Origin of the sequence: Pseudomonas asturiensis (assembly GCF_900143095.1) — a bacterium.
Taxonomy (GTDB): domain Bacteria; phylum Pseudomonadota; class Gammaproteobacteria; order Pseudomonadales; family Pseudomonadaceae; genus Aquipseudomonas; species Aquipseudomonas asturiensis.
Map to the genome: position 1 here is coordinate 130,490 of NZ_FRDA01000005.1, position 25,489 is coordinate 155,978.

A 25,489-nucleotide genomic window follows, 5' to 3' on the forward strand; every position below is an offset into this window, starting at 1 on the left:
GAGACTTTAGTCATCCCCACATGAAGGGCAAGATGATGAAAGGTCAAAAAGGGTATGTACTGATCGCCAGCTCATCCTTGCGGTTGCCGCTTGGCAAAGCGCTGAAGTGGCTCAAAGCGCACGTGGCACGCTGGTACGAGTTGCACCGTCAACGTCGTCTGCTCGCGCAGATGAGCGATGGGGCACTGAAGGATCTGGGTCTGAGCCGCGCCGATGTTCTGCAGGAGACCGAGCGTCCGTTCTGGGACGACCCCATGAGGCGCTGACAGGGCACTCTGTAATCGGCTAGCGTAAAGGGCTTGAAACGGGAGCGTTGAAGCCCATGGAGTTATCCCTCAAACAAGCACGTCGTCTGGCACTGGCCGCCCAAGGGTTCACCGGGCGCCAGCCGCCAGCCACTGTCAAGGCCAGCCACGTGACACAGTTGATCAGTCGACTGGGCGTGTTGCAGATCGACTCGGTCAATGCGCTGGTGCGCTCGCACTACCTGCCGCTGTTCTCACGGTTGGGTCATTACTCGCCAACGTTGCTGGATCAGGCCGCCTGGAGTCAGGGGCGACACCGACGTCTGTTCGAATACTGGGGGCACGAAGCTTCATTGCTGCCCATCGAGCTGTACCCGTTGATGCGCTGGCGCATGCGCCGTGCGGCTCAGGGTGAGGGCATCTATCAGGGGCTGGCCAGGTTTGGTCGGGAGCAGCAGCCCGCCATTGCACGCGTATTGCAAGCTGTTCGCGAGCGGGGCGCGCTGGGCGCGGGCAGCCTGAGCACCCGTCAGGAAAAAGCCGGACCCTGGTGGGACTGGAGTGTGGAGAAACAGGCGCTGGAGTGGCTGTTTGCAGCGGGCGAAGTGACGGTGGCGGGGCGTCGCGGCTTCGAGCGTCTGTATGACCTGCCCGAGCGCGTGTTGCCGATGACCCTCCTCGATCAACCCGACATCAGCGAAGCGGATGCCCAGCGCGGTCTGTTGCTGCATGCCGCCAGTGCGCTGGGTGTCGGCACGGAGAAGGACCTGCGCGATTATTTTCGCCAGGACCCACAGCCCAGCCGCACCCTGCTGGCGGAACTGGTCGAGGCTGGTGAGCTTGAGAGGGTTCAGGTTCAAGGCTGGAAGCACAAAGCCTTCTGCCTGCCAGACTGCAAGGTGCCGCGCAAGGTCACTGCCAGCGCGCTGTTGTCGCCGTTCGACTCCCTCGTCTGGGAGCGGTCACGAACCGAGCGGTTGTTCGACTTTCGCTATCGGCTGGAGATTTATACACCGCAGGACAAGCGCGTCTATGGCTATTACGTGCTGCCATTTCTGCACAACGAGCGCATCGCCGCACGGGTCGATTTGCGTTCCGAGCGTGCAGCCGGACGCCTGGCGGTGCATGCCGTGCATGAAGAGCAGACGGGACTGGAGGAGGAGGGCATGCAAGCCCTGGCAGATAATCTGCGCCAACTGGCCAATTGGCTGGGGTTGGCGCGGATTCAGATCAATTGCCAGCGCGACAGCGGTGCGCGTCTGGCAAGCGCGCTGGAAAGCTGAAGATAATCTAGCGGCGTACCTGTTTCAGGGTCTCGGCAATCAGGAACGCCAGCTCAAGCGACTGATCGGCATTCATCCGCGGGTCGCAATGAGTGTGGTAGCGATCCGACAGGCCATCTTCAGTGATGGGGCGCGCGCCGCCGATGCATTCGGTGACGTTCTGCCCGGTCATTTCGATGTGGATGCCTCCCGCGTAGGTGCCTTCGGCCTGATGCACCTGAAAGAACTGTTTGACCTCGCCCAGGATCTGCGCGAAGTCGCGGGTCTTGTAACCGCTGCTGGCCTTGATGGTATTGCCATGCATCGGGTCCGAACTCCACAGCACCTTGCGACCTTCACGCTCGACAGCGCGAATCAGCTGCGGCAGGTGATCGCCGACCTTATTGGCGCCCATGCGCGCAATCAGGTTCAGGCGGCCTGGATCGTTGTCCGGGTTGAGGATGTCGATCAGGCGGATCAGGTCATCGGTGTTCATGCTCGGCCCGACCTTGACGCCAATCGGGTTGTTCACGCCACGCAGAAATTCGACATGCGCGCCGTCCAGTTGCCGGGTGCGGTCGCCGATCCACAGCATGTGCGCGGAGCAATCGTAGTAATCGTTGGTCAGGCTGTCGCGCCGCACGAAGGCCTCTTCGTAGTTGAGCAACAGAGCTTCATGGGCGGTGAAAAAGCTGGTTTCGCGCAATTGCGGTGAGGTGTCCATGCCGCAGGCGCGCATGAAGGCAAGCGTCTCGTCGATGCGGTCTGCGAGTTGACTGTACTTTTCGCCCAGTGCCGAATTGGCGATGAAGTCCAGGTTCCACTGATGCACCTGATGCAGGTCGGCAAAGCCGCCCTGCGCGAAGGCGCGCAGCAGATTGAGCGTGGCGGTGGACTGGTTGTAGGCCTGTATCAGCCTATCAGGGTCTGGAACGCGGCTCTTTTCATCGAAGCCGATGCCGTTGACGATGTCGCCACGATAGGCCGGGAAGGTCACGCCATCGATGGTTTCATCATTGGCTGAGCGCGGTTTGGCGAACTGGCCGGCCATGCGTCCGACCTTGACCACCGGGCAGCCGGCCGCAAAGGTCATCACCACGGCCATCTGCAACAGCACCTTGAAGGTGTCGCGAATCTTGGCGGCGGAAAACTCCATGAAGCTTTCGGCGCAGTCGCCGCCCTGCAGCAGGAACGCGCGGCCCTGAGTCACTTCGGCAAACTGACGACGCAACTCTCGTGCCTCGCCGGCGAACACCAGCGGCGGGTAGCTGGCCAGGCTTTGTTCGACTTTCAGAAGATGCGCGGCGTCGGGGTACTGAGGTTGCTGCTGAATCGGCAGTGCCCGCCAGCTGTCGGGGCTCCAGGGTTGGCTCATGGTTGGCTCTAGGGTTGTGCAATCGGATCGGCATGTTAGCAGCTCATCGGGCTGCTGCCAGCGTGGCGCAGATAACCGGGGCAGGTTGTGGTCCGGGAAAATGTGACAAAGCACGTGGCTTGGCCGACAATCCGCGTTTTGCGGGCCAATCGGGAACGGTAATGACGGAAGAGCGTGAGCGCGTAGAACGGATTCTGGCGGAAGTCCACGATGATTTCGGCATGATCCGCGTGCTGGAAGTCGACGACTATCGCTTCCTCGAATTTGGCGATGCCATCGAACAGAGTTGCACCTTCACGGCTGATCCCAGCTGGCTGGAGTACGACTACACCCGCGCCATGTTGATCGGTGCGCTGTGCCATGAGGCGCCCGAGAGCGCGCTGTTTCTGGGGCTGGGTGCCGGCACGCTGACCCAGGCGTGCATGAAGTTTCTGCCGCTTGAAGACGTCGAGGTGATCGAGCTGCGCCCGGATGTCCCGCGCCTGGCGATGGAGTACATGGGGCTGGACGACGACCCGCGTCTATATATACGTATCGGCGACGCGCTCGATCTGCTCGATACCACGGAGCCTGCGGACCTGATTTTCGTCGACCTCTATACGGATGTCGGCCCCGGGGTCGGGCATCTGGCCTGGAATTTCCTGCACGGTTGTCAGCAACGCCTGAACCCCGGCGGCTGGCTGATCATCAATCAGTGGGCCACCGACGACGGCAAGCCGTTGGGTGCCGCGCTGTTGCGCGGTCTTTATCATCGCCATTACTGGGAGCTGCCGGTCAAAGAGGGCAATGTCATTCTTATCGTGCCGTCGGACCTGGACCAGGTGCTGGACATCGACGCCCTCAACGTGCGGGCCGAAGCACTGGCCGCTCGCCTGGGTTACTCACTGGCGTCATTGATCAAGGCGGTCAGACCGGCAACCTGAGCAGGACTGTTCTCCAGGCTCTTTACGAATCATCGGTGATGGCGCGTTAAAAACGGGCTCGTTCGCGAGTCCGATCGGAATGCTCATTTGCAATCCGCAGACTCAAACGCGATCCCGGCCGCTCCTTGCCTGTTTTGCCTCGTCTGACTTGGCTCGCCGACTTTTCGTACAAAGCCTAAACTTGCGTGGGACAATTCGCCGCACGTCGAAAGTCTTGGTCCTGATCATCTGTACGATCCGGTGAAACGTTTAAGCCGGCGTGCCCGCAAACGCGGGCTCATGCCGCGCACGGCAAAAGGTCAATGACCCACAGTGCCTGTTTTTTCTCGCTCTGCCGGCAATGTTTCGCAAAAAAAAGACTCACTTTGATGCGCAATTCCGGTATAGTGCGCGCCGGCCTTAACGAGGCCCTCGTCGTGATATAGCAGTTCTCCGAAGCCCGCTTCGGTCGCGCGTTCGCACTGCGAACTATCATTGACGATCCATTCATCAAACGTTTTCGCAAATCCCCGCCGACAAAGCAGCCAGGGTGACCTCAAGGTCGTACACGGCACGCGCAGCTTTGAAGCATGGGTCTTTGCGGATGCACTAGAGGCAGACCCATGACCCAGGAAATCGGCGGCTTCGCCGCTCTCGAACTTCATCCCAATATCGTTGCAGCTGTCGTCGCCACTGGCTACGAAGAGCCTTCGGCCATTCAGCAGCAATCGATCCCGATCATTCTCGCCGGTCACGACATGATTGGTCAGGCACAGACCGGTACGGGTAAAACCGCCGCGTTCGCACTGCCTATCCTGCATCGCATCGACCCGAGCAAGCGCGAGCCGCAAGCACTGATCCTGGCCCCGACCCGCGAGCTGGCACTTCAAGTTGCCACCGCGTTCGAGACCTACGCAAAACAAATGCCGGGCGTGACCGTTGTAGCGGTCTACGGCGGCGCGCCTATGGGCCCTCAGCTCAAGGCCATCCGCAACGGCGCACAAATCGTCGTCGCTACCCCGGGCCGTCTGTGCGATCACCTTCGCCGTGACGAAAAAGTTCTGGCGACCGTGAACCACCTGGTTCTCGACGAAGCGGACGAAATGCTGAAGCTGGGCTTCATGGACGACCTGGAAGTGATCTTCAAGGCCATGCCTGAGACTCGCCAGACCGTTCTGTTCTCGGCCACACTGCCGCAGTCGATCCGTGCCATCGCCGAACGCCACCTGCGCGATCCGAAGCACGTCAAGATCCAGACCAAGACCCAGACCGTTACCGCGATCGAGCAGGCTCACCTGCTGGTTCACGCTGACCAGAAGACCTCGGCTGTCCTGAGCCTGCTGGAAGTCGAAGACTTCGACGCCCTGATCATGTTCGTCCGCACCAAGCAGGCGACCCTGGACCTGGCAAGCGCGCTGGAAGCCAAAGGCTACAAGGCTGCTGCGCTGAACGGCGACATCGCCCAGAACCAGCGCGAGCGCGTCATTGACTCGCTCAAGGATGGCCGTCTGGACATCGTTGTAGCGACCGACGTTGCTGCTCGTGGTCTCGACGTTCCGCGTATCACTCACGTGTTCAACGTGGACATGCCTTACGACCCGGAGTCCTACGTTCACCGTATCGGCCGTACCGGCCGTGCAGGTCGCGAAGGTCGTGCGCTGCTGCTGGTTACGCCGCGTGAGCGCCGCATGCTGCAGGTTATCGAGCGTGTGACCGGTCAGAAGGTTGCGGAAGTCCGCCTGCCGGATGCCCAGGCTGTGCTGGATGCCCGTATCAAGAAGCTGACCAACAGCCTGTCGCCACTGGTTGCCGACGCTGAGTCGACCCATGGTGATCTGCTGGATCGTCTGACTGCGGACATCGGTTGCACCCCGCGTGCACTGGCTGCCGCTCTGCTGCGCAAAGCGACCAATGGTCAGGCTCTGACACTGGCTGCCATCGAGCGTGAGCGCCCACTGGTTCCGAACAACGCCCCGCGTGGCGATCGTCCGGAGCGCAGCGGTGACCGTCCAGAGCGTGAGCGTCGTGCGCCGGTTCCATTGGCTGAAGGCCGTGCTCGTTGCCGTACCGCGCTGGGTGCGCGTGATGGTATCGCTGCCAAGAACCTGCTGGGTGCCATCCTCAACGAAGGCGGCCTGGCCCGCGAAGCCATCGGCCGTATTCAGGTCCGTGACAGCTTCAGCCTGGTCGAACTGCCGGAAGATGGTCTTGAGCGTCTGCTGACCAAGCTCAAGGACACCCGCGTTGCCGGCAAGCAGTTGAAGCTGCGTCGCTATCGCGAGGATTGATCCGCGCCTGAGCTGATCGTCCAATAAAAAATCCCCGACTGGTTCGGGGATTTTTTTGCTTCGGATTTCTCAAGCGTCAGCCGAATCGGTAGATGTCCATGCCCAGCGCGCCCAGGGTGAAGCCCTGGTGCGCAATGCTGAACTCACCGCCTGCGCCTCTGGCGAAGTACAGCGGCAACAGATGCTCGTCGCTCGGATGAGCGCGCACCGCATGAGGCGCGAGGCTGCGATAGTGGTGCAGCGCTTCTTCGTCGTCGCTGGCGAGCTTCTCGATCATCCAGTCGCGAAAGGCCTTGGCCCAGGGTTCGATGCTCTCTGGGCCTGCGTGCCAGTTCAGCTCACCGAGGTTGTGCGTGATGCTGCCGGAACCGATGATCAGCACGCCCTGATCGCGCAGGCTGGCGAGCGCCTTGCCGATGCGCGTCTGCAGCTCGGGGCCCTGTCTGCTGGGCAGGGAAACCTGTACCACGGGAATATCGGCCTGTGGGTACATCAACGACAGCGGCACCCAGACGCCATGGTCGAACGGGCGCCTGCTGTCGATGCGTGCGGGCAGGTCGTGGGTGGCCAGCAGATCGACCACTTCCCGTGTCAGTTCAGGCAGGCCGGGTGCGGGATACTGTACGGCGAACAACGCTGCGGGAAAGCCCCCGAAGTCATGCCAGGTCTCCGGTTGCGGATTGCCGTTGACCAACAGTTCGTGGCTTTCCCAATGAGCCGACACCATCACGATAGCGCGCGGTCTGGGCATTGTGGCGGCGAGACGTGCCAGCGCAGGGCCGCTTTCGCCAGGCTCCAGTGCCAGCATCGGTGAGCCGTGGGAAATAAACAGGCTGGGGAACATTTGAGCTCCATGTGCAAAGAACAATGATGGACTCATCTTCAGTCATTGCAATGATCTAAATCTAATATAAGTTTTGATGCGGTTTGATCGATTTTTCAGGAGGGTTCATGGACGCGGAGTTTTGGCAGCAGCGCTGGTCGACGGGGCAGATCGGGTTTCATCAGGCTGAGGTGAATGAGGACCTGCGTGCATTCTGGCCCGGGCTGGCGCTGGAGCAGGGAGCGCGCGTGCTGGTGCCGCTCTGCGGCAAGAGCCGGGACATGAGCTGGCTGATCGAGCAGGGCTGGTACGTGGTCGGCGTCGAGCTGTCGCAGACGGCGGTCGAAGGCTATTTCGCCGGTCACACGTTGCAGCCTCAGGTGAGGCAGTGCGGTGGTTTCAGCGTCTACTCTGCCCCTGGGATCGAGATATGGTGTGGTGATTTCTTTGCCCTGACGTCGCAAGAGATAGGCACGTGCTCGGCTTTTTATGACCGGGCCGCGATGATTGCGTTGCCGTCTGACATGCGTGAGCGTTATGTCCGACAGCTTGAGCGACTGATGCCTTCCGTTTGCCGCGGATTGCTGATCACGCTGGACTACGATCAGTCAGAACTCGACGGGCCGCCATTCTCCGTCCCTGACACGTGGCTGCAAGCGACAGTGTCTGCTGGATGGAAGGTGATGAAGGTTGCAGGGCGCGATGCGCTGCACAGCAGCCCCAAGGCGCTCAAGGCCGGGGTGAGGCGTATGGAGGAGTGTGCTTACTGGTTTGAGCGAAAAGTTTTGGCTGGCACATGATCATGCGAGTAGTTGCCTGAACCTACCTGTGTTTCCGATACGACACAATCTCGCCGCAGATACCTGGCTGCGGGAGGCGGCTTTCTGTGAGCAGCGTTGTGTCGGTTTCCGGAATAGAAAAAGGGCGACTCACGTCGCCCTTTTTTGTCGCTGCCCGATCAATCAACCACGGCGGCGCAGTGCCTCGATGCGGGTTTCCAGCGGCGGGTGGCTCATGAACAGGCCGGCGATGCCGTGCTTGAGGCTGGCATTGATGCCGAACGCCGTCAGGCTGTCGGGCATGTTCACCGGTACGCCCTGCTCGGAGCGCAAGCGCTGCAAGGCACTGATCATGGCCTGGGTGCCCGCCAGACGAGCACCGGCATCGTCGGCGCGGAACTCGCGTTTGCGCGAGAACCACATCACGATGGCGCTGGCCAGGAAACCCAGCACCAGCTCGGCGAAGATCGTCGTGATGTAGTAGGCGATACCCTGACCGTTTTCGGTCTTGAAAATCACCTTGTCGACGAAGTTGCCGATGATACGGGCGAAGAACATCACGAAGGTGTTTACCACACCCTGTACCAGCGCCAGCGTCACCATGTCGCCGTTGGACACGTGGCCGATCTCGTGGGCCAGGACCGCCTTGACCTCATCGGGCGAAAAACGCTCCAGCAAGCCCTGGCTGACGGCAACGAGCGCGTCGTTCTTGTTCCAGCCCGTGGCGAACGCGTTGGCTTCATAGGCCGGGAAGATACCGACTTCCGGCATCTTGATGCCTGCGTCGCGGGACAGTTGTTCCACGGTCTGCAGCAGCCATTGCTCATGGCGAGTGCGCGGCTGGGTGATGATCTGAGTGCCGGTGCTCATTTTCGCCATCCATTTGGAGATGAACAGCGAGAACAGCGAACCTGCGAACCCGAACACAGCGCAGAAGACCAGCAGCTGATTGAGGTTGAGATCAACCCCGTTGGCCGCCATGAACCCATTGAAGCCAAAAAGGCTCAGGGTGATGCTGGCAATCAGCACGACCGCAAGGTTAGTGGCCAAAAACAGCAAAATGCGCATCATGGTCGAAACGTTCTCCTCAGGACAAAATGTAACTGGATGCCGGGTATATAAGGTGATGCCCGTCTCTATTCAACCGAGGGACTATTTCAAACTGTGTCCTCTGGTCAGATTTGATGGTAATCCCGAGAACCTGAACGGCGCCTGAGCCATGGCGCTGGACCTCATGCGCCGCAATGCCTGGATTGAACGCCATTGAGTGAAGGGCAGAAATAAAATGCCCCGAACGGGTCGGGGCAGGGTGCAGCGCATCACATTGACTGATGGCTCATTGGCGATAACTCTTCATGAAGTTGCCGATGCGGCCAATGGCCTGCTCCAGTTCATCGACACGCGGCAGGGTGACCACGCGGAAGTGGTCAGGCCACGGCCAGTTGAACGCCGTGCCTTGTACCACCAGCAGTTTTTCCGACAGCAGCAGGTCCAGCACGAATTTTTCGTCGTTGTGGATCGGGCAGATTTTCGGATCGATACGCGGGAAGGCGTACAGCGCGCCCATGGGTTTGACGCAGCTCACGCCCGGAATGTCGTTGAGCAGCTCCCAGGTGCGGTTGCGTTGCTCCAGCAGGCGGCCTGGCGGCAGGATCAGGTCATTGATGCTCTGGTAGCCGCCCAGTGCGGTCTGGATGGCGTGCTGGCTCGGTACGTTGGCGCACAGACGCATGTTGGCCAGAATGTCGATGCCTTCGATATAGCTCTGCGCATTGTGTTTCGGACCCGAGATGGCGATCCAGCCGGAGCGGAAGCCTGCGACACGGTACGACTTGGACAGGCCGTTGAAGGTCAGGCACAACAGGTCCGGCGCCAGTGAGGCGGTACAGATGTGCACGGCATCGTCGTAGAGGATCTTGTCGTAGATCTCGTCGGAGAACACCACCAGATTGTGCTGGCGAGCGAGTTCCAGCATGCCCAGCAGCACTTCCTTCGAGTACACCGCGCCCGTCGGGTTATTCGGATTGATGATCACCATGGCCTTGGTGTTGGGGGTGATCTTGGCCTTGATGTCGGCCAGGTCCGGCCACCAGTTGGCCTGTTCGTCGCACAGGTAATGCACCGGATTGCCACCGGACAACGCCACCGCAGCGGTCCAGAGGGGGTAGTCCGGCGCAGGCACCAGCACTTCGTCGCCATTGTTGAGCAGCGCCTGCATCGACATCACGATCAGTTCGGACACGCCGTTGCCCAGGTAGATGTCTTCAATGCCGACACCTTCGACCTGCTTCTGCTGGTAGTACTGCATCACGGCCTTGCGAGCGCTGAACAGGCCTTTGGAGTCGCTGTAGCCCTGAGCGGTCGGCAGGTTACGGATGACGTCCTGCAGGATTTCATCAGGCGCCTCGAAACCAAACGGTGCCGGGTTGCCGATGTTCAGCTTGAGGATGCGATGACCTTCCTCTTCCAGGCGTTTGGCGTGCTTGAGCACTGGCCCGCGAATGTCATAGCAGACGTTAGCGAGCTTGTTCGATTTGCTGAACTGCATGGTGATGATCCTGAAAATGGACGAGCTGTTGCTGACTTGCAATTGAAGGTCGCTGCACCTGGCACAATGAAATGAATTTGTGCGCGACAAACGCGGGTGCCAGACTGACGTCTGACCTGGCGCAATCATACGTGCCACCTGATCTGCGGAAAAGACACAGATCAGGCTTTTTCCGAATGGGAGGTGTACCTGTGGACAAGTTGGAGAAAACGCTCGAAGAGTGGCGCGAGATGCTTGACCCTGAGCAGTACAACGTCTGTCGCCTGAAAGCCACCGAGCGTCCTTTCAGCGGCAAGTACAACGATACCAAGACCGCTGGCGTCTATCATTGCGTGTGCTGTGGCGAAGCACTGTTTGATTCCGAGACCAAATTCGACTCCGGCTGCGGCTGGCCCAGCTTCTACGCACCCCTCGAAGGTAGCGCGGTGGTGGAAGTGCGCGATGTCAGCCATGGCATGATCCGCACCGAAGTGGTCTGCGCCAAGTGTGATGCGCACCTGGGGCATGTATTCCCGGACGGTCCACCGCCGACCGGTCTGCGTTATTGCATCAACTCGGTGTGTCTGGACCTGGTGCCGCGCCAATAGCGACCGTTTGCTGAGCGGCCACTGCGCTTATCACGCTTTATCAGCGCGGGTAATTGAAGTGCATGCCGCTCGATTGCGCGCTAACGTCACGGGTCATTGCGCGACCCCTATTAGCCTGAGGCACTGACTGTCATGAGCGAAAACCTGCTGAGCATCCCGTGCACCACCCTCAAAGGTGAGCAGAAAACCCTCGCTGACTACGCTGGCAAGGCTGTTCTGGTGGTCAATACCGCCAGCAAATGCGGTTTTACACCGCAGTACAAAGGGCTGGAAAAACTCTGGCAGGACTACAAGGACCGGGGGCTGGTGGTGCTCGGTTTTCCCTGCAACCAGTTCGGCAAGCAAGAGCCTGGGGATGAAGGTGCGATTTCCGGGTTCTGCGAACTCAACTACGGCGTCAGTTTTCCGCTGTTCAAGAAAGTCGATGTCAACGGCGATCAGGCTCACCCATTGTTCGTGCAACTCAAGAAGCAGGCGCCGGGGTTGTTGGGGTCGGAGCGGATCAAATGGAATTTCACCAAATTCCTGATCGGCAAGGACGGCAAGCTGGTCAAGCGCTTCGCGCCGCTCACCAAGCCTGAGGAACTGACCGGCGAGATCGAAGCACTGCTGCGCTAGACGTCCTGGTCGGCCTGTTCGGCCTGTTCGGCGATCGGAATCCACTGGTCCAGAATGCTGATCAGCTCGGCGCGTCTGAAGGGCTTGGCCAGATAATCGCTCATGCCTGCTGCCTTGCAACGCTCGCGCTCGTCCGGCATGGCGTTGGCGGTCAGGGCCACGATGGGCAGGTTGGGCCAGCGACCGCTGCTGCGAATTTGTCGGCTGGCCTCGTAGCCATTCATGACGGGCATGTTGCAATCCATCAGCACCAGATCGAAGTTGCTGTGCTCCAATTGCTCGAGTGCCTCTGCGCCATGGCTGCTGACCACCACGTCGCAGCCCATTCTGGCAAGAATACCCTTGGCGACCAGTTGGTTGACCGGATTGTCTTCCACCAGCAGGATGCGGGCCGGGCGTTGAGTGGTCTGCTCATGCGTCGGCGCATCGCTGTTGCTGGTTTGTTCCGGGTTCATGACCCGGCTGAGTGTGTGATAAAGCGCGTTGCGGGCCAGCGGCCTGGCCTGTTGCTGCAAGGGGGCCAGGGCGCCGACCTGCTCGCCTGGCATGAAGTTTCCGTAGGCAGTGACGAGCAGGATGGGCGCCGAGGTAACCGGGCGAATCGCAAACAGGCATTCGGGGCAATCGGTGATCACCAGATCCGGGCGGGGATCGAGCTTGAGCTCGCGTGTGCGGTCGTCAACGCTGCGGCGCTCAAGGTCTACACCCCAGGCCGGTAACAGGTTTTCAAGCAACTCCACCAGGCCGCTGCCTGCTGAACTGAAAACCGTCACCCGACCTCCGATGGGCTCCGGTGTGATCGCATCCAGGTGAACCGGCAGCGGCAGCTCGGCACAAAACAGGCTGCCGACGCCGGATTGCGATTCGATGCTCAGCGTGCCGCTCATGGCTTCACACAGGCTGTGGGTCAGTGCCAGCCCCAGTCCTGTGCCGCCGAACTGCCGGGTGATGGCTGCTTCTGCCTGAGCGAACGGTTGCAGGATTTTTGCCTGGGCTTCCTGGGCGATGCCGATGCCGGTATCGCGCACCTGAATGCTGACCCGGCTTTGCTGCGTCTCAGCGTCCAGCCAGTGGTTCAGGCGCACATCCACACGTCCGACTCGCGTGAACTTGAGTGCATTGGAGAGCAGGTTGCTGACGATCTGCCTTACGCGGGTAGGATCGCCAATGACCATTGCTGGAAAGTCCTGCGCAATCAGGCAGGTCAGTTCAACGTTGGGGGCCGCGTTCTGTGACAGCAGATTGGCCGTGTCTTCCACCAGCAGTCCGAGGTCGAACGGAATGAGTTCGATCTCCAGGTGCCCCGCGTTGAATTTGGACATGTCGAGAATATCGTTGAGCAGCTCGACCAGCACCTTGCCCGAGTCGTGCGCAATCATCAGTTGCTGGCGTTGCTCGGCGTTCAGCGGACTGTCCAGGGAAAGCGCCAGCATGCCCAGCAGACCGTTTAGCGGGGTGCGTATTTCATGGCTCATGTTGGCCAGAAAGGCCGAGCGTGCGTGGGCCATTTCAAGCGCCGTGCTGCGCGCCACCTGTAGCTCCTCGTTGGACTGGCGCAGGCGGATATTGCTGGTGCGCAGCTCGTTGGTGCGCGCCGCGACGATATCTTCCAGTTCGTTGAGGTGATCGGTCAGGCGATTTTCTGCCTCGCGGCGTCTGGCGAGTTCGTTGCTCGTGGTTTCGATCTGGCGGTTGAATGTCTCGACCAGCACCCCGATCTCATCGTTTTCATGGTCGGGCGGGCAAACAATCCGCGAACGCACCGGGCTGCGCGGGTCGTGAACGCTCAGGCTGCGGATCACGCCCACAAGGGGTTTGGTCAGCGTTGCATAAAACAGAATGGTCAAAATGGCGGCCAGGGCCAGGCTGCGAACAAAGCCGTTGAGCAGGGTGATCTCGGCGCGTTGCAGAAAATGGCTGCCGAAGGCGAAGGTGTCGACGGTCAGATACAGCGTACCGATGGTCTCGTTGGGCAGGTGATCCAGGCGCAAGGCTTCCTGAAACTGACGCTTTTCTCCAAACAGCCAGTCACTCAGCATCCGGTAGCGTCCGCGGGTCAACGGTCGCTCGACACTGGACAGCACCATGTTGTTGTTATCGGTCAGCCGCGCGCTGACCACGGCAGGCGAGCGCAGCAGGCCTAGCGTTAGCTCCTGAGCCAGCTCGGCATCGATGTTATAGGCGATGCGTGATGAGGGATTCTGGATGATTTCCAGCAGCGAATTGATTTCCCGATCGATAGAGGCGTCTTCGCTGGCATAATCGATCGCGATCTGAAACAGGCTGAGCAGGGTTCCCAGTGCAAAGCCGATCAATACGGCCAGGCGTGCCTGCTTGAATGAAAGCCTGTTGGGGAGCGATATATCCATGAGTACTTACTGCCACTTCTGGTGCCCGGTGCCGGGCAAGCATAGCTGATCGGGCCTGTTGGATAATCAGTTAAATATGAGGAGAAACCGTGGATTCTCGGTTGAATGCTTTTCTTGAGCGTGCTGACGCCGTGCTGGCGCGGCTTGAGCCACTGCTGCCTGCGCTTCGCGAGCCGGTGGACTGGACGCAGGCGCTGGCCGCCCGCTGGGTGCGCGAGGGACGCAGTGGTTATCTCATGCCGCTGGAGGTCAGCCTGGACATGCGCCTGTCCGACCTGATTGGCGTGGATCTGCAGCGTGAACAGCTAAGCCGCAATACCCGTCAGTTTATTGATGGGCTGCCTGCCAACCACGCTTTGCTCTGGGGGTCGCGTGGCACCGGCAAGTCTTCTTTGATTCGTGCGCTGCTGGCCGAATACGCGCAGGCGGGTCTGCGCCTGATTGAAATTGAACGTGACCACCTCGGTGATCTGCCGCGTCTTGTGGAGCAGTTACAGACATTGCCGCAGCGCTTCGTGCTGTTCTGCGATGACCTGTCGTTCGAGTCGGGCGAAGGTGATTACCGGGTGCTCAAGAGCGTGCTCGATGGCTCGCTTGAACAGGCACCGGACAACGTATTGCTGTATGCCACGTCCAATCGCCGCCACCTGGTGCCCGAAAAGGAGAGCGACAATGCCAACTGGCAGCAGGTCGACGGCGAGCTGCACCCGAGCGAGGCGGTGGAAGACAAGATTGCCTTGTCCGACCGTTTCGGCCTGTGGTTGTCGTTCTATCCCTTCACGCAGGACCATTACCTGAACGTGGTCGAGCACTGGATCACTCAACTGGCGCTGAAATCCGGCCTGAGCTGGCAGCGCGATGAGCAACTGGACAAGGCCGCGATCCGCTGGGCGACGGGACGCGGTAATCGAAATGGTCGTTGTGCCTATCAGTTCGCACGTTATTGGGTAGGCCTTCAATTGCTGGAGCAACACACATGATCAATCTGCAAGACACAGGCGCTGGCCTGGACGGTTACAACCTGCTGGCCGTGCAACTGCAAGCGCTGCTGGCCGATGAGCGTGACTTCATCGCCAACGCTGCACAGTTTTCGGCGTTTCTGTACACCCAGATCGATGATCTGAACTGGGCCGGTTTTTACCTCAATCGAAACGAAGAGCTGGTCCTGGGGCCGTTTCAGGGGCAGGTCGCCTGCGTGCGAATTCCGTTCGGGCGAGGCGTGTGCGGCGCGGCTGCGCAGAGTCGGCAGACCCAGCGCGTCGAAGACGTACACAGTTTTGCCGGGCACATCGCTTGCGACAGTGCGTCGAACAGCGAACTGGTCGTTCCGTTGGTAAAAGACGGGAAACTGATTGGCGTGCTGGATCTGGACAGCCCAAGTGTCGGGCGTTTCAGCGAGGCGGATCAGGCGGGTATCGAACGTCTTGCCGCTATCTTTCTGGCTGAGACAGACTGCTGAGTGACCCACCATGGCCGGACGTAAGCGGTTTCACCGTCCGGTGTTTGCTGCGGGGCAGCGCTGTATAGAGGGTAGGGGCATCGTCTCACTGTGGGATGCGCAGTTGTCCGCGAACGCGTCAATCCCACAGTGGACCTATCAATGAGTGAACACATTCATCAATCGTAGATGACTTTCTTCTTCCATTCCGATTCGGTTTCGTCCGCCTTCAGGCCTTCGGTCAGTGCGTTGTCGTCATCGGCGCTCGGGGCGGTATTGGTCAGCACCATCGAGTTGGCGCGGGCCAGTTGTTTCTCCATGGCCAGCAATTGCTGCTGGTAGGTCACCGGATCCGGCTGGTTGCGCAGGTATTGAACGCCACGCTCGAACGCCAGACGCGCCTGACCTGGCTGATCCTGGGACAGCGCCATTTGCCCCAGGTTGTTGAAGAACTCGATATGCAGGTTGACCAGGATGGTGCGGATTTCACGGATCCAGTGTTTGGCTTCGCTGGTCTGCAGAAAACCGTCGTGTGCGGCGCGAGTGACCTGACCATGCAGGGCTTCAAGCAGGAATCGCACATCCTTGGCCTTGGCTTCGGTCTGAATCGGCGTGACCGGGTTGGTCACTTCGATACGGTCACCTTTGGCGACCTGCGTTTCCAGTTCGGTCAAGCGGCTCTTGAGCTGGGCGTTTCCTTTTTCCAGGTTCAGCATGCGCTGTACGACGTTCAGCTCCAGGCGCGTCAACAGCAGCTTGAGCGCAGGCGACATCAACTGGCCGGGAAACACCTCGGTGATCTCGCCGCACCGACGCAGGCGGTCACTGAGTTCGACTTTAGTACGTGCCTTGTCCAGTTTGCTGTTTTCAGCGACATGGTTCAGGTAGCCGATCGCGATGAGCAGCGCAATGCCGGCTACAACCATCAACGTGATCATGAGTGGAGTCACTGCGCAAACCTCATTTGTTCAAGTAGTTTTGTTGCGAGTGTAGTGGCTAAGCACTACTGCGCATAGATGTGCCTGTCGGAGTTTGCAACATTGCCTCTATTATAGGCAGCTAATCGCAAACCGCCGGTCGGCACCTTGAACGGGGTCGAAGTCGTTGATTTAAATAAATTTTCAGATGGGGGTTGACGACCTGTCAAACCATCCATAGAATGCGCGCCACTTACAGCGTAAAGCACACAGCGAAGCGCAATAAGTAGTGAATGTTGTACGTGTGTCCCCTTCGTCTAGTGGCCTAGGACACCGCCCTTTCACGGCGGTAACAGGGGTTCGAGTCCCCTAGGGGACGCCATTGCGGGAATAGCTCAGTTGGTAGAGCACGACCTTGCCAAGGTCGGGGTCGCGAGTTCGAGTCTCGTTTCCCGCTCCATTTTTAAGCAGCCTTGCTTCACGGCAGGGTTGAGTGAAACCAGTACCCATCTTCGGATGAGGTCTGGAACTGGAACATACACCATGATGTTTCAGGCTGTGTCCCCTTCGTCTAGTGGCCTAGGACACCGCCCTTTCACGGCGGTAACAGGGGTTCGAGTCCCCTAGGGGACGCCATTTGCGGGAATAGCTCAGTTGGTAGAGCACGACCTTGCCAAGGTCGGGGTCGCGAGTTCGAGTCTCGTTTCCCGCTCCAAATTCACAAAAACGCCGCTCAACAGAGCGGCGTTTTTGTATGCGCGTTTTTTACAGGCAGGCCAGCTGCATTGCTTGAGCGCCCAATGAGCGACCAACAAAAACGCCGCCCAGCGGGCGGCGTTCTTGATCGTGCTTGCCCATCATGGCATTTGTGGCAGCTCATTGGGGCGCAGGTCGAACACCAGTACCTCGGCGTCCACACCCTCGCTCAATGCAATCAGTTGCTCATTGCGCAAGCGTACGCCGTCCCCTTCACCCAGCGCCTGGCCATTGAGTACTACGCTGCCGCGTGCAACATGTACGTAGGCGTAGCGATCGGCGTCCAGTTCAAGTGTCGCGGTTTCGCTGCCATCGAACAGGCCGGCATACACGCGAGCGTCCTGACGAACCTTGAGCGCGCCGTTCTCGCCTTCGGGCGAAATGATCAATTGCAGACGGCCACGTTTCTGCTCGGCGCTGAAGTGCTCTTGCTGATAGTTCGGGGTCGCACCGCTCACATTCGGCACGATCCAGATCTGCAGGAAATGCACGCCTTCGGTTTGCGAGTGGTTGAACTCACTGTGCGCCACGCCGCTGCCAGCGCTCATCAATTGCACGTCGCCGGGGCGAATCACAGAGCCGGTGCCCAGGGTGTCCTTGTGTTCCAGTGCGCCTTCGAGCACGTAGGAGAAAATCTCCATGTCGCGGTGCGGGTGTTGCCCGAAGCCTTTGCCTGCAATCACACGGTCGTCGTTGATCACCAGCAGGTCGGAGAAGCCCTGTTCTTTCGGGTTGCGATAACTGGCGAACGAGAACGTATGAAAGGACTTGAGCCAGCCATGATCGGCTGCGCCGCGGTCGGAAGCATTGCGAAGAGTCAGCATGATAGTTTCTCCATCCAGATGTCGACGCTGCAGATTCAGGTATCGACTGAGTGAGATGAAGGTTACTGGTTATCCAGTGGCGCAATAAGTAGATGAGAAATGAATGACTGTCTCGCTGTGGTTGACAGTTTTGTCTCTCGGCACAAAAAGAGTCATTAAGAGGGCTACGTACCTGAATGCATCGGTCCTTCCGTGAGTAAGCTCATTCCAGCGCAAAGTCCCCATCGCCCACGATCTCCGCCATAATGCGCGCTCGACCTTTTCCCTCTCAAGTGACGCCTCATTCATGAAAACCGTGGCAATGGTCCTGTTTCCCGATTTTCTTCTGCTCGACATGGCGGGCCCCATGGAGGTCTTCTCCATTGCCAATCGTTACCTGGCACCTGACGAGCATTACCAGATAAGCACGGTCGGTACGCAGAGCGACGCCATACGGGCATCCAATGGTGTGCACGTTACCGCCGACGTTCACATGAGCCAGGCTGCTGGCAACCCCGACCTGTTGCTGGTGCCCGGTGGACCGGGTGCCTACGATGAAAAACATCAACCTCTGGTGCGCTGGTTGCTGGAGGTGAAGGGACAGGCGGGCTGTATCGGGTCGATCTGTACCGGCGCTTTCATACTGGGCGAGGCGGGGCTGCTGGACGGCTATCGTGTCACGACTCACTGGCACTACACCGAGCGGCTTATCAAACGCTTTCCAAAAGCCATCGTCGAAACCGACCAGATCTACATTCAGGATCGCAATCTGCTGACGTCCGGCGGTGTGACCGCAGGTATCGACCTGGCGCTGGCGATTGTTGCGCAGGATCACGGCAAGAAAGTCGCACAGGATGTTGCCAAGGTGCTGCTGGTGCTGATGAAGCGTCAGGGTGGCCAGGCGCAGTTCAGTCCGTTGATGAATGCTGTGGCGACTCAGCAAACCCCTGTCACGCGAGTGCAGAACTACGTGCTGGAGCACCTGGATGAATCGTTCAGCGTCGAACGCATGGCCAGCATGGCCAACATGAGCGCCCGGCACTTTGCCCGGCTGTTCTTGCGCGAAGTGCAGATGACGCCCATGGAGTTTCTGCAGAATGCGCGTATCGACCGGGCCCGAAGCCTGCTGGAGATCAGCGATCTGCCGCTCAAGACCGTGGCTTACCGAAGTGGCTTTGGCAGCGTGCGGCACATGCGTTTTCTGTTTGGTGAAAAACTCGGTCTGACCCCCTCCCAATACCGCGAACAATTCAGTTAGTTTCGACTGAAAAGCCCCGGTGTCCGTATTCGGCACCGCGTTGACCGTATGACGCCCCCTGAACAACTTGTTCCAGAGCGGTTGCCTGCCAAGATGAATAAGCATTATTCATCAGGGTGACGCAATGGACTGCCAGACAGTGTGCCTCGGCCAGCCTGCACCGTTGAACCGCTTCGATACCACGCACAGCGAGGCGGTGCTGTCTTTCGGTGCCTACACGTTTAACGTGCGTCAGCGGCTGGTCACGCGTGGCGGTACGGCAGTGCGTCTGGGCAGTCGGGCGCTGGACATTCTGCAGATACTGATTGAAAGCGCCGGCGAAGTCGTCAGCAAGCAGGCATTGCTGGATCAGGTCTGGCCCCGCTCATGCGTTGAGGAAATCAATCTGCGCGTACACGTTGCCGCATTGCGACGAGCCTTGAACGACGGACAGCGCTACATCGAGACAATCCCGCAGCACGGTTACCGTTTCATCGCCAGGGTCGATCGCACCCAGGCGGGGCCTGCGGCTCCGCCGGCGCGTGCGACACATAACCTGCCGGTACCTTTGAACCCGGTGATCGGACGCGATGAAGTGATCGGTAGACTGATGCGCCAGCTACCCGCCAAGCGCTTCATGAGTCTGGTGGGGGCGGGCGGTGTCGGCAAATCGTCGGTTGCCTGTCGTGTGGCCGACGCATTGTCCGGGCGTTACGCCGACGGCGTATGGCTGATCGATTTCTCGGTTGTGAACGATGAGCAATCGTTGGCTGATTGTCTGTCTGGCTTGCTGGATAGCAAGGCAGCGTCTTCCTTGCACAACCTGTTCATCGAGACCGCCAAGGGGCGGCGTCTGCTGATTTTCGACAATTGCGAGGCGTTGCACGAACGCTGCGCTCGTTGGGCAGGCGCCTTGCTTGCCTTGGGGGGTGATCTGGTGGTTCTGGCCACCAGCCGTCGTCCCTTGGGCATCCCTAGCGAAACGGTGTACCGCCTGGAACCGCTGGCGTTCCCTTCTGCCGGTACGCCGTGCAGTGTGGGCCAGGGGCTTGCCTATTCGGCCGTGCAATTGTTCGTCAATCGAGCCCAGGCGCGTCAGCAAGGATGGGTGGTGCGCGAACGAGATATGGCTGTCATCGGCGATATCTGTCGAAAACTCGACGGTCTGCCATTGGCCATGGAGCTGGCGGCCGCACAAATCGAAGTGTTTGCACTGATGGGATTGCAGGCCCAACTGGCCCACTGTGTGCACTGGCTGACGCAGGGTCGACGCAGTGCAGTCGCGCGCCATCAGTCTCTCAGGGCATCGCTGGACTGGAGTTGTCTGAACCTTGACGAGCAGGCGCAACGAGTATTACGCCGCCTGGCAGTCTTCGAAGCCGCGTTCACGCGTGAGTCGGCCGTTGATGTCATCGGTTGCGACGGGCTTGGCGCGCAGTCGGTGCGCGAGGGAATCATGCAACTGGAGCGCCACTCGTTGTTGTCGAGCATGCGGGGGGCGGGGGATGAGGGTATGCGCTATCGCCTTTTGCATACCACACGGCTGTATGCGCTGGAAAAGCTCGAACACAGTGGCGAGTTGCAGACATTCGCCACCCGCCACGCTCGCCACCTCAGCCTTCAGCGCTGGCTGGCGGCGAAAGCCCAGTCAGTGCAACTGGTCGAGTAAAGCGCGTGCGGCCTTGAGGTCGGGTGTTTCGAACCCTTCGCTGAAACGCGCATGAACCGGTGCCAGCAGGACCCTGGCCTGTTGCCCCAGACCCCGGCGATGCCACAGACGTGCCAGTGAGGTTGCGCTGCGCAGTTCCCATGCCAGCGCATGTTGGTTTCGTGCAATTTCCAGGGATTCAAGGAGCAGCGTTTCGCTCTGCTGCTCATCGTGCGCCTGCAACCCCTGCGCCTTGGCGCGCAACAGTTCGGCAGTGCACCAGCCAGCCTCGCCGGTTTTTGCTCGCGCAAGCTGTACGTCGTCCACCGCGCCGGGGCACAGCGTGGCCATGATGTCCTTGATCAGGCCCGTGCAGTGGGCCTGATCTTGCGGGTCATCCGTGTCGCTCAACACCTGTTGGTAATACTGCGCCCATCGGTAGAACAGCAGGACCGAATGTTTCTGGGACTGTTCGCGCAGCAACTGCACCCGGTCGCTGGCGATCCGCGTATCGCCGTTGTAAAGCGCAAGCGGGCAACCCGCCACGGCCAGGCTGTAGCAGATGGACGCGCCATGGTTGATCTGCAGCGCGATGTCCAGCGCTTGAGAGGCGGTTCGCCAGGCCTGTTCGGGCAAGCCCTGCATCCAGAGAATGCGCGCCAGCAAGGTCAGTGATGCCACGCTGAGGTCGTACTGGATTCCAAAACCTTGAGTGAAACGGTTGGAGTGATCACTTTGCGCCATGCGCTGAATGACCTGTTCGGCATCGCGTCGGGCCTGGCGTTGGTCGCCGCTGTAGTGCAGTGCCAGGGCGCGTAGCCGCTGGGCGCTCAGGCGCAGGGTTTCATTAACGTCGAGCCCCAGGCGATTGAACTGGTGGCTCTGTTCGAGCGTGGGCAGGTAATGACCGCTGCACAGATTAACCGCCACCTGTCCGGAGATGGCCTGCAGCCGACCGTTCAGGTCTCCTGACTGTTCTGCCAGCAAGTGCGCGGTGGCAAAGGCTTCCACGGTTTCCGGTGTGCCACCGACGGTGTGGTACGAAAAGTTGGCCTGAGCCAGTTTCAAGACCATTTTCAGGTCCAGGCAGGGCAGGGGGTTGGCGTACAGCAGCGCCAAGGCTCTGCGCACGTAGCCGCCATGCTCCTTGAGCAGCGACAGTTCCTGCCACAAGGGTGCCGACTGAGCCACGAGCCGAATGGCGATGGGCTGAGGCCGCTTGGCATTCAGGCCCCAGGCGAGTACCGAGCGGATGTCCTCCAGGCTTCGGCTGTAGCGCTCGATCCACTGCCCGGTCGGCAGGCATTCCCAGTCCTGTCGTGCCTGCTCCATGATGGTCAGGCAGCGTCGGGCGTGACGATCCCGAATGGCTGGCAGCTCGGGGTGTTGCTGCAGTTTTTCCAGGGCATAACGGCGCGTGGTGTCGAGCAGGTGATAGAACACCTCGTCATCACCGACCTCTACGTTCAGCAGGGATTTGCTCACCAGTTGCGTGATGGCGGCAAACACGTCAGGCGTCACGACTGGCTGATCGGCAATCACAGCCGCAGCGGACTCCAGCGTGAAGCGCGCGCTGAAGATACCCAGTCGCAGCAGACAGTCCTGCTCCCGGACGCTCAGCATCTGGAAGCTCCAGTCCAGCAGTGTGTTCAGCGTCTGATGGCGGGCCATTACGCCGGACGAACCTTCAGCGTGCTGGAGATGCTCAAGCACTCCGCTCAGGTGCAAATGGCCGACCTGCGCGGCGGCCAGTTCGATTGCCAGTGGAAGGCCGTCCAGCCGCTGACACAGCTCAATGGCCAGTGGCAGGTTTTCGTCGGTCAGTTCAAAGGGCTCATGACTGGCCATGGCGCGCTCGACGAACAGTTGCAGAGCCGGGTAGCCCATGGCGGACGAACGGTCGACGTCTTTCCGAGGCGGACAGTCCAGCGCCTCCACCCGCTGCACGTACTCACCCTCTGCCCTCAGGCTTTCGCGACTGGTGGTCAAAATGTGTACGTGTGGCGCATTGCGCAGAATGCTTTCGCTGAGCGGCGCAATGGCGTCGATCAGGTGCTCGCAGTTATCAATCACCAGCAACACCTGCCGTTCGCGTAGAAACGTGGCCAGATGGGTCATGGGCGCATCGTCGTGCAGCGATAATTCCAGTAGCGACGCCAGGTGCGGGACGATCAGGGCCGGGTCTGTCAGCGGCGTCAGGTCCAGCAGGCGAATGCCGTCGCGGTAGCGGCCGATCAACTGCTCGGCAACGCGCAGCGCCAGTGTGGTCTTGCCGACCCCGCCGGGGCCGACCAGGGAAATGAATCGGTGTTGCTGCAACTGCCCGACCACGCGGTCGACCAAGGCTTCACGGCCCAGCAGGCGTGCACGCCGCATTGGCAGGTTATGGCGCGTCGGGTTCTTCATGCGGGCATCCGGTGCTTCTTCGCTGTGTTCCACAAGAAGCGGGGCGACGAAGCTGTAGCCGCGTTGCGCCACTGTCACGATGTAGCGCTGTCCCGCCTGACCATCGCCGAGCGCTTTGCGCAAGGCGGCCATGTGCACACGCAGGTTGCCGTCTTCAACCACGCTTCTGGGCCAGACCCGGGCCATCAACTGCTGCTTGCTGACCACATCACCGGCGTGTTCGAGCAGTACCAGCAAAATGTCCACGGCGCGACGCCCTAGCCGCAGCGGGGTTTGGTCGGCCTCAAGCACCAGCCGCTGGTGTGGATAGATGCGATAAGGGCCGAAGCGAATGGCTTGTTCGCCGAGAGCGGTCAACGGGGGGCTCCTGTCAGGTTGTCTGGCACTGGATGGCGCGCCCGAGTGCACAGAGTAGCCCAGAGCCTGTGTCACGACGCGGCCAACTCCGCGCGCTGGCCGTTCGTGCGTACATGTCCGCGCCAGGTGAAGGGATTGACGCCTTCAGCGCGGGAGAAGATATGCGAAAAGTGTGATTGATCACAGAATCCGCATTCCTGACTGATCTGGGTCAGGCTCATGGCGGTGTGCTGGATCAGACATTTGGCTCGGGCCAGGCGCTGTTCGCGGATCCATTCCTGAGGTGATAACCCGGTGCTGCACTTGAAGGCGCGAGAGAAATAGCTGCGCGACAGGGCACAGGCGCGTGCCAGTTCGGCCACTTCGATGTTTTCGCTCAGGTTGTCGCTGATCAACTGCTTGGCCAGTCGCTCGCGCCACGGTGACAACCCACCGCTGTGGCGGCCGGGTGTGTTGGTGCCCTGTGCCTCAGGGCAAAGTGTGCAGGCGTAACGTGAAAAGTGAGTCATGGCAAATGTCCGTGGTGATTGGGAGCTTTCCATGGGCAAGGATTTGCGCAGAGGCCGCTATTCTTGAATTCGCTAGCCGTACTGACGAGTTAATCGTTGTTAATTTCGAGGTGGGCGGATGATGGCTAAATGATTGCCTGACAGCTCTGCGTCGGCCGTTTCAACGGCTCTGCAGCCAGCCAAGAAAGCCGCCTTTCCTCACCTGCGGCGGGCGCGCCAGCAGCATCGAATGGCTGTTCTTCTGGCGTACGGCCTGCAGCTTGTGCAGCGCCGTATTGACTTGGCTGGACTGCGCCATGCAGGCGCGGGCAATGGTCTTGTCGATGCGATAAACGATGCTTGAGGTCAGGGCCGTGAAGCAGGCTTCGGAAGGCGTGTCGTCCAGCAGGCCCTGTTCGCCCAGCACTTCGCTCGGCCCCATGCGCCCGGCTTCGACGCGTTGTTCGCCGTTGACCACCGCGGCACTGATGACGCCGGTGGCGATCACGAACAGTCCGTCAGGCACCTCGTTCAGGTCCAGCACCACCTGGCCTGCCGAATACTGCTGAGCGGTCATGTGCTGCGCCAGATGATCGCGCTCTGCTTCGCTGAGCGAGCGGAACACTTTCACCTCCTCCAGCAATGCACGGGCCCGGGAAGCCGGTTCAACGGCTGCGTCGGGCTGGCGAACGATGCCTGCGGCTTCAAGGTGTCGGTGGGCGAGGTCGAACAGTTGATTACGCACTTCGCCTTTTTTGCTGAGGTCGGCGATGAAACCGCTGGCCACGTATTCCGACATGCTGTCGCCGGACGCTTGCAGCACGGCCTTCGGCGCAGGGTTCAGCAACAGACTGCTGCTGCCTTGCAGGGTGCGCTCCAGAGCGTCGAGCACCCGGCGCGGGCGAATGTGTGTCGGCACCTGAATGCTGATCGAAACGCCGTGCATATGGGTCGGGCGGCTGAGGTTGACGATTTTGGCCTTGGCCGCCACCGAGTTAGGCACCACGGCGGTGCTGCCGGCGTTGGTCAGCAGGTGCGTGGCGCGCCAGTCGATGTCGAGCACTTTGCCTTCGACGCCATCGATCGACACCCAGTCGTCCACCTGATAAGGCTTGGTGGTGTTGAGCACAATCCCGGAAAACACATCACTCAGTGTGCTCTGCAACGCCAGACCGACAATGATCGCCATCGCACCTGACGTCGCCAGCAGACCTTTGACCGGCAGCTCCAGGACATAGCCTGCGGCCGCCACCACGGCGATCAAAAACACCAGCGCGCCAATCACGTCCTGCAACAATCGTCCGCTGTGCCCGATGCGGTGCATCAGCGCAAGGCCGATCAATACCGTCAGTACCCGCGCGGCGTAGACCCACCAGAGAATCGCCAGCGCCGTTGCGCCCAACTGAATCACGGTGTCATCCGGCCAGGACGGTGCCTGCAACGGGCTGATGCCCGCGTTGATGATGAGTGTGCTGAACACCAGAAACAGTGCCAACCGAAGGCTGACCCGCGCCACCCGCTGCTGCACCGGCGCCAGGTGCCAGATCAGCACATCGGCCAACAGCAGCAGGGTGCTCCAGAGCAGGGGATGGCTCAGTGACTGATACATGGTCTGGCTCCACAGAATGTCGGGAATGGGCTTT

At 60.1% G+C, this 25,489-nt stretch carries 21 protein-coding genes and 4 tRNA genes; 15 read left to right on the top strand and 10 right to left on the bottom strand.

Annotated elements, in window-relative coordinates; genetic code table 11:
* The first annotated feature begins 32 nt into the window (after positions 1-32).
* A complete protein-coding gene (locus BUB69_RS10940) occupies positions 33-266 on the top strand; it encodes a DUF1127 domain-containing protein (protein ID WP_073166736.1) in 234 nt (77 codons plus the stop codon).
* 56 nt (positions 267-322) lie between these two features.
* Positions 323-1,528 (top strand): winged helix-turn-helix domain-containing protein, encoded by a 1,206-nt coding sequence (locus tag BUB69_RS10945; RefSeq protein ID WP_073166088.1) that lies wholly within the window; start codon positions 323-325, stop codon positions 1,526-1,528.
* A 7-nt stretch (positions 1,529-1,535) separates the two neighbouring features.
* Here BUB69_RS10945 and BUB69_RS10950 read toward each other — a convergent pair whose 3' ends face one another.
* The gene (locus BUB69_RS10950; RefSeq protein ID WP_073166093.1) at positions 1,536-2,882 is read right to left on the bottom strand and encodes a class II 3-deoxy-7-phosphoheptulonate synthase; all 1,347 of its coding nucleotides are present in this window, start codon (positions 2,880-2,882) and stop codon (positions 1,536-1,538) included.
* 161 nt (positions 2,883-3,043) lie between these two features.
* Between BUB69_RS10950 and BUB69_RS10955 the strand changes: the two genes are divergently transcribed.
* Both BUB69_RS10955 and BUB69_RS10960 read left to right on the top strand, forming a co-directional pair.
* A complete protein-coding gene (locus BUB69_RS10955; RefSeq protein WP_073166097.1) occupies positions 3,044-3,805 on the top strand; it encodes a spermidine synthase in 762 nt (253 codons plus the stop codon).
* Between the two features lie 602 nt (positions 3,806-4,407).
* Entirely contained in the window at positions 4,408-6,072 is a 1,665-nt protein-coding gene (locus BUB69_RS10960; RefSeq protein ID WP_073166101.1) for a DEAD/DEAH box helicase, read from the top strand.
* Between the two features lie 76 nt (positions 6,073-6,148).
* Here the strand turns inward: BUB69_RS10960 and BUB69_RS10965 are convergent, their stop codons facing one another.
* Positions 6,149-6,916 carry a DODA-type extradiol aromatic ring-opening family dioxygenase gene (locus BUB69_RS10965; RefSeq protein ID WP_073166106.1) on the bottom strand — a complete coding sequence of 256 codons (768 nt, stop codon included), beginning with the start codon at positions 6,914-6,916 and terminating at the stop codon, positions 6,149-6,151.
* A gap of 107 nt (positions 6,917-7,023) precedes the next feature.
* On the opposite strand from BUB69_RS10965, the gene BUB69_RS10970 reads away from it, so the two are divergent.
* Entirely contained in the window at positions 7,024-7,695 is a 672-nt protein-coding gene (locus BUB69_RS10970; RefSeq protein ID WP_073166110.1) for a thiopurine S-methyltransferase, read from the top strand.
* Between the two features lie 162 nt (positions 7,696-7,857).
* Here BUB69_RS10970 and htpX read toward each other — a convergent pair whose 3' ends face one another.
* Together htpX and BUB69_RS10980 are read right to left on the bottom strand one after the other, a co-directional pair.
* Positions 7,858-8,745 (bottom strand): protease HtpX, encoded by an 888-nt coding sequence (htpX, locus tag BUB69_RS10975; protein WP_073166113.1) that lies wholly within the window; start codon positions 8,743-8,745, stop codon positions 7,858-7,860.
* Between the two features lie 265 nt (positions 8,746-9,010).
* Entirely contained in the window at positions 9,011-10,222 is a 1,212-nt protein-coding gene (locus BUB69_RS10980; protein WP_024689029.1) for a pyridoxal phosphate-dependent aminotransferase, read from the bottom strand.
* A gap of 191 nt (positions 10,223-10,413) precedes the next feature.
* Here BUB69_RS10980 and msrB point away from each other — a divergent pair, with 191 nt between their 5' ends.
* Both msrB and BUB69_RS10990 read left to right on the top strand, forming a co-directional pair.
* Complete coding sequence (gene msrB / locus BUB69_RS10985) at positions 10,414-10,809, top strand: peptide-methionine (R)-S-oxide reductase MsrB (protein ID WP_073166740.1); 396 nt, start codon at positions 10,414-10,416, stop codon at positions 10,807-10,809.
* A gap of 132 nt (positions 10,810-10,941) precedes the next feature.
* A complete protein-coding gene (locus BUB69_RS10990) occupies positions 10,942-11,427 on the top strand; it encodes a glutathione peroxidase (RefSeq protein WP_073166117.1) in 486 nt (161 codons plus the stop codon).
* Here BUB69_RS10990 and BUB69_RS10995 read toward each other — a convergent pair.
* Positions 11,424-13,796, bottom strand: a complete 2,373-nt coding sequence (locus BUB69_RS10995; RefSeq protein ID WP_073166121.1) for a hybrid sensor histidine kinase/response regulator — start codon at positions 13,794-13,796, stop codon at positions 11,424-11,426. The two genes, BUB69_RS10990 and BUB69_RS10995, sit on opposite strands and share 4 nt — an antisense overlap.
* Before the next feature lie 89 nt (positions 13,797-13,885).
* Here BUB69_RS10995 and BUB69_RS11000 point away from each other — a divergent pair, with 89 nt between their 5' ends.
* Both BUB69_RS11000 and BUB69_RS11005 read left to right on the top strand, forming a co-directional pair.
* Positions 13,886-14,776 carry an ATP-binding protein gene (locus tag BUB69_RS11000; RefSeq protein WP_073166124.1) on the top strand — a complete coding sequence of 297 codons (891 nt, stop codon included), beginning with the start codon at positions 13,886-13,888 and terminating at the stop codon, positions 14,774-14,776.
* The gene (locus tag BUB69_RS11005; RefSeq protein ID WP_073166127.1) at positions 14,773-15,255 is read left to right on the top strand and encodes a GAF domain-containing protein; all 483 of its coding nucleotides are present in this window, start codon (positions 14,773-14,775) and stop codon (positions 15,253-15,255) included. Before BUB69_RS11000 ends, BUB69_RS11005 begins: the two co-directional genes overlap by 4 nt.
* A gap of 158 nt (positions 15,256-15,413) precedes the next feature.
* Here the strand turns inward: BUB69_RS11005 and BUB69_RS11010 are convergent, their stop codons facing one another.
* The gene (locus tag BUB69_RS11010) at positions 15,414-16,172 is read right to left on the bottom strand and encodes a hypothetical protein (RefSeq protein ID WP_073166130.1); all 759 of its coding nucleotides are present in this window, start codon (positions 16,170-16,172) and stop codon (positions 15,414-15,416) included.
* A 285-nt stretch (positions 16,173-16,457) separates the two neighbouring features.
* On the opposite strand from BUB69_RS11010, the gene BUB69_RS11015 reads away from it, so the two are divergent.
* The 4 genes from BUB69_RS11015 to BUB69_RS11030 all read left to right on the top strand — a co-directional run bounded on the left by BUB69_RS11015 (position 16,458) and on the right by BUB69_RS11030 (position 16,866).
* A tRNA-Glu gene (locus BUB69_RS11015) sits at positions 16,458-16,533 on the top strand.
* Between the two features lie 2 nt (positions 16,534-16,535).
* Positions 16,536-16,611, top strand: a tRNA-Gly gene (locus BUB69_RS11020).
* A 100-nt stretch (positions 16,612-16,711) separates the two neighbouring features.
* Positions 16,712-16,787 (top strand) — tRNA-Glu (locus BUB69_RS11025).
* A 3-nt stretch (positions 16,788-16,790) separates the two neighbouring features.
* Positions 16,791-16,866, top strand: a tRNA-Gly gene (locus BUB69_RS11030).
* A gap of 142 nt (positions 16,867-17,008) precedes the next feature.
* On the opposite strand, the gene BUB69_RS11035 is transcribed toward BUB69_RS11030, so the two are convergent.
* Positions 17,009-17,731 carry a pirin family protein gene (locus BUB69_RS11035; RefSeq protein WP_073166133.1) on the bottom strand — a complete coding sequence of 241 codons (723 nt, stop codon included), beginning with the start codon at positions 17,729-17,731 and terminating at the stop codon, positions 17,009-17,011.
* A gap of 286 nt (positions 17,732-18,017) precedes the next feature.
* Here BUB69_RS11035 and BUB69_RS11040 point away from each other — a divergent pair, with 286 nt between their 5' ends.
* Entirely contained in the window at positions 18,018-18,968 is a 951-nt protein-coding gene (locus BUB69_RS11040) for a GlxA family transcriptional regulator (RefSeq protein WP_073166137.1), read from the top strand.
* Positions 18,969-19,131: 163 nt separating this feature from the next.
* Positions 19,132-20,616 carry an ATP-binding protein gene (locus BUB69_RS11045; protein ID WP_483878436.1) on the top strand — a complete coding sequence of 495 codons (1,485 nt, stop codon included), beginning with the start codon at positions 19,132-19,134 and terminating at the stop codon, positions 20,614-20,616.
* Here the strand turns inward: BUB69_RS11045 and BUB69_RS11050 are convergent.
* The 3 genes from BUB69_RS11050 to BUB69_RS11060 all read right to left on the bottom strand — a co-directional run bounded on the left by BUB69_RS11050 (position 20,596) and on the right by BUB69_RS11060 (position 25,455).
* Positions 20,596-23,358, bottom strand: coding sequence for an ATP-binding protein (locus BUB69_RS11050; RefSeq protein ID WP_073166144.1), 2,763 nt, complete (start codon positions 23,356-23,358; stop codon positions 20,596-20,598). The two genes, BUB69_RS11045 and BUB69_RS11050, sit on opposite strands and share 21 nt — an antisense overlap.
* Positions 23,359-23,429: 71 nt before the next feature.
* On the bottom strand, positions 23,430-23,867 hold the full coding sequence (locus tag BUB69_RS11055; protein WP_073166149.1) for a helix-turn-helix domain-containing protein: 438 nt from the start codon (positions 23,865-23,867) through the stop codon (positions 23,430-23,432).
* Positions 23,868-24,027: 160 nt separating this feature from the next.
* Positions 24,028-25,455, bottom strand: coding sequence for a mechanosensitive ion channel family protein (locus BUB69_RS11060; RefSeq protein ID WP_073166152.1), 1,428 nt, complete (start codon positions 25,453-25,455; stop codon positions 24,028-24,030).
* Positions 25,456-25,489 lie beyond the last annotated feature (34 nt).